Raw genomic sequence first — 12,429 nt, forward strand, 5'->3', positions numbered from 1 at the left:
AAATGCGGAAATTGACGGTTGCAGGCCAGAAGCTGCGCGCTGGCGTGGGTGTTTCCGGGCGGCATCGTGCCGCGCGATGGGGGCAGGGGTCAGGGGCGCTGGGGGCTGGGGTGCTGGCGCTTTTGCTGGCCCCGATGGCCGCGGCGGAGGACCGGGCGCTGGTGATCGGCAATGCCCGTTACGCGGATGCGCCGCGGGTGGCGGCGGCCGAGGATGCGCTGGATGCGGTGGCGCCGCTGACGGCGGCGGGGTTCACGGTGGTCTCGGGCGGGGATCTGAGCGGCGAGGCGATGCGCGCGCTGGCCGGTAAACTGCTGGCCCCCGAAGCGCGGCCGGGGCGGCGGGTGATCCTGCTCTCGGGCTATTTCGCGCAAAACGCCGCCGGGACGCAAAGCTGGTTTCTGGGCACCCCGGCCGCCGAGCCGAACCTGCTCGATGTCGCCGCCGGGGGGCTGGATCTGTCGGTCGTGCTGACCTTGGCCGGGCAAGCACCGGGCGGCGCGGTTGTGCTGATCGGCGCGGGCGAGCGCGAGATGGCGCTGGGCGCCGGGTTGCGCCCCGGTCTGGGAACGCTTTCTATTCCGCAAGGGGTGACGGTGATCGAGGGCGCGCCGGCGGCGATTGCCAAACTGGCGCGCGGGGCACTGGGGCAGCGCGGCGTGTCCTTGCCAGCGCTGGCCGCGACGGATCCGGGTTTGCGGATTTCCGGCTTTGTCGCGCCGATGGTGGCGTTCCGCCCGCAGGCGGCGGCGGGTGCCGCCCCCGCCCCGGCTCCCACGCCGCCGCCCGCCGCTCTGCCGCCCGAACCCGAGGCGGCCCTGGCCACCGGTGAGGCGGATGAGATCGCCCTGACGCTGGGGCGCGAGCAACGGCGCGAAATCCAGCGCGGCCTGACGCTGATCGGCTATTCGACCAAGGGCATCGACGGCTTGTTCGGCCCCGGCACCCGCGCGGCGATTCGCAGCTGGCAGGTCAAGAACGGTTACGCCGCCACCGGCTATCTGCAAGGCGCGCAGGTCCGCGAGATTGCGGATCAGGCCGAGGTGAAGGCCGCGGCCCTCGAGGCCGAGGCGCAAAAACGCCAGGAAGAGCAGGACCGTCAGGACCGCGCCTATTGGGATGTGACCGGCAGCAAAGGCGATGAGGCGGGGTTGCGTGCTTATGTGAAGAAATACCCCGACGGGGTCTATGCCGAGATTGCGCAGGAGCGGCTGAAGGTCTTTGACGATCAGCGCGCGGCGGCTTCCGCAGAGAAGGACCGGGCGGCCTGGGCCAAGGCCGAGCAAGCCAATTCCGAGGCGGGCTACCGTGCCTATCTCAAGGATTTCCCGAAAGGCGCCTATGCCGAAACCGCGCAGTCGCGGCTGGGGCAGAGCGATGCGGCCACGGCGGCGGCAGAGCGGGGCGAGGCCGCGCTGGGCCTCTCGGGGCAGACGCGGCTGATCGTCGAGCAACGTCTGGCGGCGCAGGGTCTCAAGCCGGGCAAGGTGGACGGGGTGTTTGATGCCGAGACGCGGCGCGCGATTCGGCGCTATCAGAATGCGCGCGGCCTGCCGGTCAGCGGCTATCTGAACGAAGGCACGGTGGTGCGCCTCTTGGCGGATGCGGTGCTGGGCGGGAACTGACGCAACGATCGCCGCGCGGTCCCGGGTGGTGGTTCGGGCCATGGTTCAGGTCATGGTCCGGGGCGGTTTCGTCACACCGCTGATCTGGGCGGGCGTGCCGCCAAACCCTGTGCGCCAAAGCGCGAAGGGCGCAAGGAACCTCTGGCTCAAAGGCCCACGGGCGCAAAGTCCCACGGGCGCAAAGACCCTTTGAGGCAAAGACCCTATGACCCAAAGAAAAAGACCGCCCGGTTGCCCGAGGCGGTCTTTTTGTCGCCAGAGACCGAAGTCTCTCGCCTCAGCCCTGACGGGCTTTGAAGCGTTTTTGCGTCTTGTTGATCACATAGATGCGGCCTTTGCGGCGCACGACCTGGCAATCGCGATGACGCTGCTTGAGCGAGCGGAGCGAGTTCCGGACCTTCATGGTCTTCTCCCATTCGCGGCGCGCGTGCGCCTTGAAACAAAGGGCCCCCCGAAGGAGGCGGTGAATGAATGGTGGGCGGTACTGGGATCGAACCAGTGGCCACTACGATGTCAACGTAGTGCTCTACCGCTGAGCTAACCGCCCACATCCAACGGACCCTGCCTTTTCTTTATTGCTAAAGAGCGGGCGGAACCGCGTCGGTCTGCGGGTCTATAAAAGGAGTCGGCGGGGCTTTCAAGGGGGTTTTGGCGGAAAAGAAAATCCCTGTATAAGGAGGACAGGTAACAGGAGGGCGAATGGCGGAAACCGCGATCAGAACCGATGCGTATCGTCTGGTGCTGCCATCGGTCTGGCGTTCTGGTGTCGTCGTGTCGTCGCCGCATTCGGGCCGCGATTATCCTGAGATGCTGTTGCGCCGTACCGGGCTGGATACCCGCCAGCTGCGCTCGTCAGAAGATGCCTTTGTGGATCGCCTGTTCGACTCGGTGCCGCTGATCGGGGCGCCGCTGTTGGCGGCGGTGGCCCCCCGCGCCTGGATTGATCTGAATCGCGGTGAGGAAGAGCTGGATCCGGCGCTGATTGCCGGTCTGCGGCCGCGCGCGCTGAACCCGCGCATCTCGGCAGGCCTTGGCGTGGTGCCCCGCGTGGTGGCGGGCGGACGCGCAATTTACACTGGAAAACTTGATGTCAGCGAGGCGGACGCGCGGATTGCCACCCATTGGCGGCCCTATCACGCACGGCTGGCGCAGCTGATGCATGAGGCGCATGAGGATTTCGGCCGGGCGGTTCTGTTCGACGTGCATTCCATGCCGCATGAGGCGCTGGAAGCGCTGGGGCCACGTCCGCCGGAGATCGTGTTGGGCGACCGCTATGGCGCCAGTGCGGATCAGCGGATCATGGATCTGGTCGAGGCAGCCTTCCGCGCCGAGGGTCTGCGCGTCAGCCGCAATGCGCCCTTTGCCGGGGCCTATATCACGCAATCCTATGGGCGCCCTTCGCTGGGGCGGCATGCGGTGCAGATCGAGATCGACCGCGCGCTCTATATGGACGAGGTCAGCATCCGGCCCAGCCCGGAGTTTGAGACCTTCCGCCTGATGATGGGGCGGGTGATGGGGCGGATCATCGCCGGGCTGGGACAAGAATCACTGTCGCTGGCGGCGGAATAGCCGGGTCAGGTGATCGAACGGCCCTTGATGATCGCCTGATCGCCAAAGCGTGCCCGAATCGCATCGGTCGCCCGCTCGGCCTTGGCGCGGGTCGCAGCCTGCGGATCCAGAAGGTCGCCGATGGGGTCACTGCCCGGCGCCGGCGCCAGGTCGGTATAGCCGATGCCGATGAGGCGGAACGCCCCTTTCTCGGTTTTCAGCACCGCCCGCAGCAGGGGTTCACCCGCGCGATAGAGCGCATCGGCCAGTTGTACCGGCTCATCCAGCGTTATTCGCCGCGTCAGGCTGGTGAAATCCGCCCGCCGCAGTTTCAGCGTGGCGCAGCGCCCGACGAGGCCCTTTTCCTTCATCCGGTCGGCCACCTGCACCGAGAGCCGCCACAGATGCGCGGCCAGTTCCTCGGCATTCGAGATGTCAGTGTTGAACGTGGTCTCTTTCGAGACGGATTTCAGCGCATGATCGCGGCTGATCCGCCGGGCATCCTCGCCATGCGCCAGATGCCACAGCCGCGTGCCCTGCGCGCCAAAGCGCCGGGTCAGCCCGGCCGGATCCTGCCGCCGGATGTCGGCCAGTGTCCGGATGCCCGCCGCCGCCAGCGCGGTTTGCGTGGCCGCCCCCACGCCCCAGAGAATCCGCACCGGCTTGTCGCGCAGAAAATCGGCGGTCTCGGCGACGCCGATCACCGAAAACCCGCGCGGCTTGTCGAGATCCGAGGCGATTTTCGCCAGAAACTTGTTATGCGCGAGGCCGACCGAGGCGGTCACCCCCAGCTCATCCTCGATCTGTTTCGCCAGCCGGGCGAGCATGACGGCGGGCGGCGCAGCGTGCAGACGCTCGGTTCCCGTCATGTCGAGGAAGGCTTCATCGAGGGACAGGGGTTCGATCTGCGGCGTCAGCACCTCCATCCGGGCGCGGATCTGCGCCGAGACGGCGGCATAATGGCTGTGACGGGGCCGGATCACCACCGCCTCCGGGCAGAGCCGCAGCGCCTGACCCATCGGCATCGCCGAGCGCACGCCCTTGATCCGCGCGATATAGCAACAGGTCGAGACCACCCCGCGGGTGCCGCCGCCGACGATCACCGGCTTGTCGGCCAGACTGGGGTCATCGCGCTTTTCCACGCTGGCGTAAAAGGCATCGCAATCGAGATGCGCGATCGAGAGGCGGAAGAGTTCCGGGTGGCTCAGCAATCTGGGTCGCCCGCAGGCCGGGCAACGGCGCGGGGCGGTCTCATAGATGGCAAAGCAATCGCGGCACAGGGCGGGCATGGCGCACTCCGGGGTGAGCGGGCAGTTTAGCGCGGCGCAGTCCGGCAGGCGAGGGGGACAAGAGCGCGTGCTTCGATGTGGCGGGCCTTTCCCCGGACCGCGCGGAGTGGCAAGGTGGGCGCAATGGTTTTGGGGGGACGCGGGATGAACAGTAACTTTCTGGGGACGTTGATCGGCGACAATGTGGTGATGATTGCCCTGGCGATCTTTATCATCGTGGTCATCACCCGCGGCGTGCGCATCGTGCCGCAGTCGGAAAAGCATGTGGTGGAGCGGTTTGGCCGCCTGCGCGCGGTGCTGGGGCCCGGCATCAACTTCATCGTGCCCTTCCTCGACCGGGTGGCGCATAAGATCTCGGTGCTGGAGCGGCAGCTGCCCACCGCGCAGCAGGATGCGATCACCACCGACAACGTGCTGGTGAAGGTCGAGACCAGCGTGTTTTACCGTATCACCGAGCCGGAAAAGACCGTCTACCGGATCCGCGATGTGGATGCAGCGATTGCCACCACCGTGGCGGGGATCGTGCGCTCGGAAATCGGCAAGATGGAGCTGGATCAGGTGCAGTCGAACCGCAACCAGCTGATCGGCCAGATCCGCGAGCAGGTGGCGGCGATGGTGGATGATTGGGGGATCGAGGTGACGCGGGCCGAGATTCTGGATGTGAACCTTGATGAGGCGACGCGGGCGGCGATGATGCAGCAGCTGAACGCCGAGCGCGCGCGCCGGGCGCAGGTGACCGAGGCGGAGGGCAAGAAACGCGCGGTGGAACTCTCAGCCGATGCCGAACTCTATGCCGCCGAGCAGGTGGCCAAGGCGCGGCGGATCACGGCGGATGCCGAGGCCTATGCGACGGGGGTGGTGTCACAGGCGATCAAGGACAACGGGATTGAGGCGGCGCAATATCAGGTGGCGCTGAAACAGGTCGAGGCGCTGTCGGCGGTGGCGACGGGGGCGGGCAAACAGACGATCCTGCTGCCCACCGCCGCGCTCGACGCCTTTGGCGATGCGTTCAAGCTTTTGCAGGGGCGCGCGAAATGATCTGGCAGGCGGCTTGGGTCTGGATCGCGGGGGGCGTGGCGCTGGGCGTGGTCGAGATGCTGCTGCCGGGCTTTGTGTTCCTCGGCTTTGCGCTGGGCGCGGTGGCGGTGGGGCTTTTGATCTGGGCGGGGGTGCTCGGGGGCAGCTGGCCGCTGATGGTGCTGGTGATGGCGGTGGTCGCCCTCGTGGCCTGGATCGTGCTGCGGCGGCTGGTGGGCGTTCGGCCCGGTCAGGTGAAAATCTGGAAGAAAGACATCAACGACAACTGACGGGCGGTTTCCCGCCACCTGCGTTTTCCGCGGTTTTTGCTGTGGAACCCCGGCCTTGGCCGCGCGTTGCCCTTCTGAACAAGGATTTCAGGAGGAAGTCATGCAAAGCGAAGACTACAACCGTCCGGCCAATGCGCCGCATGTCGTTGAGCGCCGTGGCAATGGCGGCATCTTTTTCGTTCTGGGCGCGATCGTCGTCGCGCTGGGTGTCGTGGTTTGGCTCGTGTCCGGCGACAGCCCCTCGGGCGTGAACGGTGCCGCACCCGAGACGCCGCAAAGCTCGATCACCATCAACAATGATGCCGCACCGGCCCCGGCCGAGACGCCGGTGGAAACCCCGTCGGAAGTGCCGGCCCCCGCACCGACCGAAGTGCCGGCTCCGGCCCCTGACGCCGCACCGCAGGCCCCGACTGCCGGGAACTGACACGATTGGAGCCGCCTCCGGTGACGGGGGCGGCTCTTGTCAGATGGGGTCGGGCGTGTCGCCTCATGCGCTGCCTCATGGCGGGCGGCGGTTCCGGGTTCGGGGCCGCCGCCTTGTCATTTGGGGGAAGGCCCCGTGGGCGTTTCACCCCCTTGGCGCGTCAGAGGCTGCGGCGTTGGGCGTCGGGCGAGTTCAGTTCTGCGAGGATCGCCAGCGCTGTGGCGCGCGGATCGGCGGCCTGCCAGATCGGGCGGCCCACCACGATATGGTCAACGCCATTGGCGATGGCTGAGGCCGGTGTTTCCACCCGTTTCTGATCGCCCAATGCCGCCCCTGCCGGACGCACGCCCGGGGTGACGATCAGCCGCCCCTCGGCCTGCGGCAGCGCGCGGATCAGTGCCGCCTCTTGCGGGCTGGCGATGATGCCATCGGCCCCCGCCTCAAAAGCGCGGGCGGCGCGTTCCACCACCAGATCGGGGATCGCGCCCTCGCGGATCAGCGCGGCATCCAGATCAGCGCGGTCGAGCGAGGTCAGGATGGTCACCGCGAGGATCTTCATATCCTTGCCGCCCGCCCCTTCTTTCGCCGCCCGCACCACATGCGGATCGCCGTGCACGGTCAGGAAATCGAGGTCGAACCGCGCCAGACCGCGCACCGCCGCCTCGACCGTCGCGCCGATGTCAAAGAGTTTCATGTCGAGGAAGATGCGCTTGCCATGCTCTTCCTTCAGCTCATTGGCGAGGGCGAGACCGCCGCCGGTCAGCATGCCCAGACCGATTTTGTAGAAAGAGACCGCATCGCCCAGGGTTTCGGCGAGTTTGAGGCCCGCCAGCGCATCCGGCACGTCGAGCGCCACGATGAGGCGGTCATCGGCGGGGGGATTTGCGCCCGCAGGCGTGTTGGCATCTGCGGGTGAAGTGGCAATAGCTGCGGACATCTGGGCCTCCGGTTCAGGGTTGGCCCGTCATGCGGGCTTGCCCCCGATCCGTCAAGACCAAGCCGGGTTCAATAGCGCCAGATGGCGTCGCGCTGGGCTTCGCGGGCCAGGGCACGGGTCAGCCGGGCATGGTCCATGTTCTGCGGCGCGTTCAGGGTGACGGGGATGCGCATCGGCTCGGGCATGCCGGGGGCGAAGAACTCGACCACGGCATCGAAACGCTGGCGCAGCGCGTCGTAAAACACTTGGGCAATGCGGATGGCGGTCTGTTTCATCACTCTCTCCCTCTGGCACTGATACGGACTGGCTCCAGTATCAACGCGGGCCCTTACCAAAGAGTTGCGCGGCGCCTGTCGGAGACGGGAATTTTCGTCCTGCGGCCGGGCGGGGGCCTTGAACCCACCCGCCCGGCACGCCACTTTTCTCTCAAGACCCGGAAAGTGCCGTGCCTCAGGGGCGGCGAGGAGCCGGGGGCTTTTTGGAAGGAGATACCGATGAACATGGAAAAGTTCACGGAGCGCTCGCGCGGGTTCGTGCAGGCTGCTCAGACGATTGCATTGCGTGAGGGGCACCAGCGGGTGCTGCCGGAGCATTTGCTGAAAGCATTGATGGATGATGACCAAGGGCTGGCCTCAAACCTGATCCGCCGCGCCGGGGGGGAACCCGCGCGCGTGGTGGAGGCGGTGAATGCGCTGGTCGCCAAGCAGCCGAAAGTCGGCGGTGGCGATGGGCAGGTCTATGTCGATACCACGCTGGTGAAAGTGCTGGATGAGGCCGAGACGGTCGCCAAAAAGGCGGGCGACAGTTTCGTGCCCGCCGAACGCATCCTGATGGCGCTGGCGCTGGTGAACACCCGCGCGAAAGATGCGCTGGATGCAGGCGCCGTCACCGCTCAAAAGCTCAACACCGCGATCAATGACGTGCGCCGCGGCCGCACCGCCGACAGTGCCAATGCCGAAGAAGGTTATGAGGCGCTGAAGAAATATGCGCGCGACCTGACCGAGGCCGCCGAAGAGGGCAAGATCGACCCGATCATCGGCCGCGACGAAGAGATCCGCCGCACGATGCAGGTGCTCTCGCGCCGGACCAAGAATAACCCGGTGCTGATCGGGGAACCCGGCGTCGGGAAAACCGCGATTGCCGAGGGCCTTGCCCTGCGCATCATCAGCGGTGATGTGCCCGAAAGCCTGCGTCACAAGAAGCTCCTCGCGCTCGACATGGGCGCGCTGATCGCCGGGGCGAAGTACCGCGGTGAATTCGAGGAACGGCTGAAGTCGATCCTGAAGGAGATCGAGGCGGCGGCGGGCGAGATCATCCTGTTCATTGATGAGATGCACACTTTGGTCGGCGCGGGCAAATCCGATGGCGCGATGGATGCGGCCAATCTGATCAAACCGGCGCTGGCGCGGGGCGAGTTGCATTGCGTCGGTGCCACCACGCTGGATGAATACCGCAAATATGTCGAGAAAGACGCGGCCCTGGCCCGTCGCTTCCAGCCGGTGATGGTGGAGGAGCCGACGGTCGAGGACACGATCTCGATCCTGCGCGGCATCAAGGAGAAATACGAGCTGCACCATGGGGTGCGCATTTCCGACTCGGCGCTGGTGGCGGCGGCCACGCTCAGCCATCGCTACATCACCGACCGTTTCCTGCCCGACAAAGCCATCGACCTGATGGATGAGGCGGCCAGCCGCTTGCGGATGGAAGTCGACAGCAAACCGGAAGAGCTGGATCAGCTCGACCGGCAGATCCTGCAATTGCAGATCGAAGCCGAGGCGCTGAAAAAGGAAGACGATGCCGCCTCGATCGACCGGCTGGAAAAGCTGGAACGCGAATTGGCGGATCTGATGCAGCGCTCGGCCGAGATGACCGCCAAATGGCAGGCGGAACGCGACAAGCTGGAAGCATCGCGCGGGTTGAAGGAAAACCTCGAGAAGGCGCGGGCCGAGCTGGAACAGGCCAAGCGCGAGGGCAATCTGGCGAAAGCAGGCGAGCTGTCCTATGGCGTGATCCCGGGGCTGGAGAAACAGCTGGCCGCCGCCGAGAGCCGCGAGGATCTGATGGTGGAAGAAGCCGTCCGGCCCGAGCAGATCGCGGAAGTGGTCGAGCGTTGGACCGGCATCCCGATGTCGAAGATGCTGGAAGGCGAGCGCGAGAAACTCCTGAAAATGGAGGAAGAACTCGGGCGTCGTGTCATCGGCCAGAAACAGGCGGTGATCGCCATTTCCAACGCGGTGCGGCGCGCGCGCGCGGGGCTGAACGATGAGAACCGGCCCTTGGGCTCGTTCCTCTTCCTCGGGCCGACGGGCGTGGGCAAGACCGAGCTGACCAAGGCGGTGGCCGAATATCTCTTTGACGACGATCAGGCGATGGTGCGCATCGACATGTCGGAGTTCATGGAGAAGCACGCGGTCTCGCGGCTGATCGGCGCGCCTCCGGGCTATGTCGGCTATGATGAGGGCGGTGTGCTGACCGAAGCGGTCCGGCGGCGTCCCTATCAGGTCGTCCTCTTCGACGAAGTGGAAAAGGCGCATCCGGATGTGTTCAACGTGCTGTTGCAGGTGCTCGATGATGGCGTGCTGACCGATGGTCAGGGCCGCACCGTTGACTTCAAGCAGACGCTGATCGTGCTGACCTCGAACCTGGGGAGCCAGGCGCTCAGCCATCTGCCCGAGGGCAATGACGGCACCGAGGCGCGGGCGATGGTGATGGAAGCGGTGCGGGCGCATTTCCGCCCCGAATTCCTGAACCGCCTGGATGAGACGATCATCTTTGACCGGCTGAACCGCGACAATATGGATGGCATCGTCACCATCCAGATGAAGCGGCTGGAGAAACGGCTGGCGGCGCGCAAGATCACCCTCGATCTCGACGATGGCGCGCGGCAATGGCTGGCGGATGAAGGCTATGACCCGGTCTTTGGCGCCCGCCCGTTGAAACGGGTGATTCAGCGCAGCCTGCAGGACCCGCTGGCCGAGATGATCCTCGCGGGGGATGTCAAAGACGGCGATACCGTGCCGGTCAGCGCGGGTCCCGAGGGCCTCGCGGTGGGCAGCCGCCTCTCGCGCTCGGCGCGGGAGAAACCGGCCGTCAAGCTGGTGCACTGAGCCCATCATCAGACACATCACAGGGGGCGACGGGAAACCGCCGCCCCTTTTTGCCCTTTGCCTGATCTTAAATATCCCCGCCGGAGGCATCCGCCGCCGCCCCGGCGCGCGAATATCGGCGTTTTTTCATCACAGCCCCGTGCGCGCTGCAACAAATCCCCCCGTCCCGGCGTATGGATTGATGACGCGCTGCCATGGCGCGCTATCTTGAAGCCAGTAGCCGCGACGGAGGATGCGACAATGACCCGTGACCCGAAATGGTCGGATGTGACCCCGAAATCTCTCTGGCTGTCGCGCAGGTCGCTGATGGCCAGCGCCGGGGCAGGGCTGCTGGCCAGCACATTGCCCGCCACAGCCAAGATCGCGGCGGCGAAATCGCCCCTCTCGACCGATGCGGCGCCCAATACCTATGAAGAGATCACCACCTACAACAATTACTACGAATTCGGCACCGACAAGTCTGACCCCGCCGCCTATGCCAAGGGCCTGACGACCGACCCCTGGTCGGTGGAAATCGGCGGGCTGGTGGACCGCCCCGGCGCCTATGGTCTCGATGACATCCTCAAGGGTGTCTCGCTCGAGGAGCGCATCTACCGCTTCCGCTGCGTCGAGGCCTGGTCGATGGTGATTCCCTGGATCGGTTTCCCGCTCGCCAGCCTGCTGGACAAGGTCGGCGTGCAGTCCGGTGCCAAATATGTGGCCTTCCAGACGGTCATGCGGCCGGAAGAAATGCCGGGGCAGCGCTCGCGCCTTCTGGACTGGCCCTACCGTGAAGGGCTGCGGCTGGATGAGGCGATGCATCCGCTGACGATTCTGGCCACCGGCCTTTATGGCGAGGAACTCCCGAAGCAGAATGGCGCGCCGATCCGGCTGGTGGTGCCGTGGAAATATGGCTTCAAGAGCATCAAGAGCATCGTGAAGATCACGCTGACCGATTCCGAGCCCTATGCGACCTGGAAGAACATGGCGGCGCGGGAATACGGCTTCTATGCCAATGTGAACCCGGAAGTGGATCACCCCCGCTGGAGCCAAGCCTCTGAGCGGCGCATCGGCGCGGGCCTCTTTGCTGGCCGGGTGCCGACCGAGAAATTCAATGGATACGGAGATCAGGTGGCCGGGCTCTATGCCGGGATGGACCTGAGCAAGAATTACTGATGCAGGACCGGATCAACAAACTGCTGCGGCAGATCCCCGGCTGGGCGGTTTATCTGGCGGGGGTGCTGCCCTTCCTCTGGATCGTCTGGCTGGTCAGCACCGGCAGCATCGGCCCCGACCCGATCCGCGAGATCGAGCACCGTCTGGGCAAGCTGGCCCTGCAGCTGATCCTGGGCGGGCTTCTGGTGACACCACTTCGGCGGTTTCTGGGGATCAATGCGCTCAAGCACCGGCGGGCGATCGGCCTCCTGGCCTTCTTCTATACCGTGATGCATGTGGTGGCCTGGTTCGTGCTCGACATGGGGATGTTGACCCAGCAGGCGGTGGCGGATGTGTTCAAGCGTCCCTATCTGATGCTGGGCATGGGCGCGACGCTGATGCTCTTGCCGCTGGCGATCACCTCGAACAATGTCTCGATCCGGAAGCTGGGCGGCGCGCGCTGGCGCAAATTGCATTGGCTGGTCTATCCGGCGGCGGTGCTGGCGGCGGTGCATTTCGTCTGGCTGGTCAAGGCCTGGCCGCCCGAGCCCTTGCTCTATCTGGCGGGCGTGCTGATCCTCCTGGCGGTGCGGCTGATCCCGAAATGGCGGCCCCGCGCCGCCGCGCAACGGGCCTGAGGGCAGAATGGTTCCGCAAAAGCCGGGCCTCTGCAAAGGGGCCCGGCTTTTCACTGCGTCAGAGGGGGTGATTTGCGACATATTCTTGCCGCAGCGCAGAAATCATGGTGGTCATCGGTCCGCCAACCCCAAGATATTGTCGTGAAATAAGGCATTTTGAAAAAATCGCAGAATTCTTGAAAAAGGGCCTTGCGGAGGTTTGAGTGTGGCCGTAGAACCCCCCTCACCGAAGCGGCACAGACTGCAGAGGGAAGCGGAAGGCGCCGCAAGGCACTGAAAGCAAACGGAATAAAATTGAGGTTAGGTTGGCGGGCGCGCTGAGGTAACGAAGCGCTGTCAGTTAATTTTGTCTCTGTGCTCTTTGAAAATTTGGATTACTGAAGAGATATGTGGGCGGTTTGGTCCGGTTCGATGGACGAA

General features: G+C 65.4%; 12 protein-coding genes and 1 tRNA gene. 8 read left to right on the top strand and 5 right to left on the bottom strand.

Annotated elements, in window-relative coordinates:
- Positions 1-2: 2 nt before the first annotated feature.
- Positions 3-1,625, top strand: coding sequence for a peptidoglycan-binding domain-containing protein (locus ACEN2S_RS04415; RefSeq protein ID WP_441862874.1), 1,623 nt, complete (start codon positions 3-5; stop codon positions 1,623-1,625).
- A gap of 277 nt (positions 1,626-1,902) precedes the next feature.
- On the opposite strand, the gene ykgO is transcribed toward ACEN2S_RS04415, so the two are convergent.
- Positions 1,903-2,028 (bottom strand): type B 50S ribosomal protein L36, encoded by a 126-nt coding sequence (gene ykgO, locus ACEN2S_RS04420; protein ID WP_161348375.1) that lies wholly within the window; start codon positions 2,026-2,028, stop codon positions 1,903-1,905.
- 69 nt (positions 2,029-2,097) lie between these two features.
- Positions 2,098-2,172: transfer RNA gene (locus tag ACEN2S_RS04425), tRNA-Val, on the bottom strand.
- 152 nt (positions 2,173-2,324) lie between these two features.
- Here ACEN2S_RS04425 and ACEN2S_RS04430 point away from each other — a divergent pair.
- Positions 2,325-3,194 carry an N-formylglutamate amidohydrolase gene (locus ACEN2S_RS04430; protein ID WP_441862877.1) on the top strand — a complete coding sequence of 290 codons (870 nt, stop codon included), beginning with the start codon at positions 2,325-2,327 and terminating at the stop codon, positions 3,192-3,194.
- Positions 3,195-3,199: 5 nt separating this feature from the next.
- On the opposite strand, the gene ACEN2S_RS04435 is transcribed toward ACEN2S_RS04430, so the two are convergent.
- Entirely contained in the window at positions 3,200-4,462 is a 1,263-nt protein-coding gene (locus ACEN2S_RS04435) for a DNA polymerase IV (protein WP_441862880.1), read from the bottom strand.
- Between the two features lie 144 nt (positions 4,463-4,606).
- Between ACEN2S_RS04435 and ACEN2S_RS04440 the strand changes: the two genes are divergently transcribed.
- The 3 genes from ACEN2S_RS04440 to ACEN2S_RS04450 all read left to right on the top strand — a co-directional run bounded on the left by ACEN2S_RS04440 (position 4,607) and on the right by ACEN2S_RS04450 (position 6,193).
- A complete protein-coding gene (locus ACEN2S_RS04440; protein ID WP_441862882.1) occupies positions 4,607-5,500 on the top strand; it encodes an SPFH domain-containing protein in 894 nt (297 codons plus the stop codon).
- Entirely contained in the window at positions 5,497-5,769 is a 273-nt protein-coding gene (locus ACEN2S_RS04445) for an NfeD family protein (RefSeq protein ID WP_441862885.1), read from the top strand. Before ACEN2S_RS04440 ends, ACEN2S_RS04445 begins: the two co-directional genes overlap by 4 nt.
- A gap of 100 nt (positions 5,770-5,869) precedes the next feature.
- Entirely contained in the window at positions 5,870-6,193 is a 324-nt protein-coding gene (locus ACEN2S_RS04450; protein ID WP_441862887.1) for a hypothetical protein, read from the top strand.
- A 160-nt stretch (positions 6,194-6,353) separates the two neighbouring features.
- On the opposite strand, the gene pyrF is transcribed toward ACEN2S_RS04450, so the two are convergent.
- Together pyrF and ACEN2S_RS04460 are read right to left on the bottom strand one after the other, a co-directional pair.
- The gene (gene pyrF, locus ACEN2S_RS04455; protein ID WP_441862890.1) at positions 6,354-7,130 is read right to left on the bottom strand and encodes an orotidine-5'-phosphate decarboxylase; all 777 of its coding nucleotides are present in this window, start codon (positions 7,128-7,130) and stop codon (positions 6,354-6,356) included.
- A gap of 68 nt (positions 7,131-7,198) precedes the next feature.
- The gene (locus tag ACEN2S_RS04460) at positions 7,199-7,405 is read right to left on the bottom strand and encodes a hypothetical protein (RefSeq protein WP_441862893.1); all 207 of its coding nucleotides are present in this window, start codon (positions 7,403-7,405) and stop codon (positions 7,199-7,201) included.
- A gap of 219 nt (positions 7,406-7,624) precedes the next feature.
- On the opposite strand from ACEN2S_RS04460, the gene clpB reads away from it, so the two are divergent.
- The 3 genes from clpB to msrQ all read left to right on the top strand — a co-directional run bounded on the left by clpB (position 7,625) and on the right by msrQ (position 12,009).
- Positions 7,625-10,237, top strand: a complete 2,613-nt coding sequence (gene clpB, locus ACEN2S_RS04465; RefSeq protein WP_441862895.1) for an ATP-dependent chaperone ClpB — start codon at positions 7,625-7,627, stop codon at positions 10,235-10,237.
- A 240-nt stretch (positions 10,238-10,477) separates the two neighbouring features.
- Positions 10,478-11,392 carry a protein-methionine-sulfoxide reductase catalytic subunit MsrP gene (gene msrP, locus ACEN2S_RS04470; RefSeq protein WP_441862898.1) on the top strand — a complete coding sequence of 305 codons (915 nt, stop codon included), beginning with the start codon at positions 10,478-10,480 and terminating at the stop codon, positions 11,390-11,392.
- Complete coding sequence (msrQ, locus tag ACEN2S_RS04475; protein WP_441862900.1) at positions 11,392-12,009, top strand: protein-methionine-sulfoxide reductase heme-binding subunit MsrQ; 618 nt, start codon at positions 11,392-11,394, stop codon at positions 12,007-12,009. Before msrP ends, msrQ begins: the two co-directional genes overlap by 1 nt.
- Positions 12,010-12,429: the final 420 nt, after the last annotated feature.

Source organism: Phaeovulum sp. W22_SRMD_FR3 (assembly GCF_052113705.1).
GTDB lineage: Bacteria > Pseudomonadota > Alphaproteobacteria > Rhodobacterales > Rhodobacteraceae > JBGQOG01.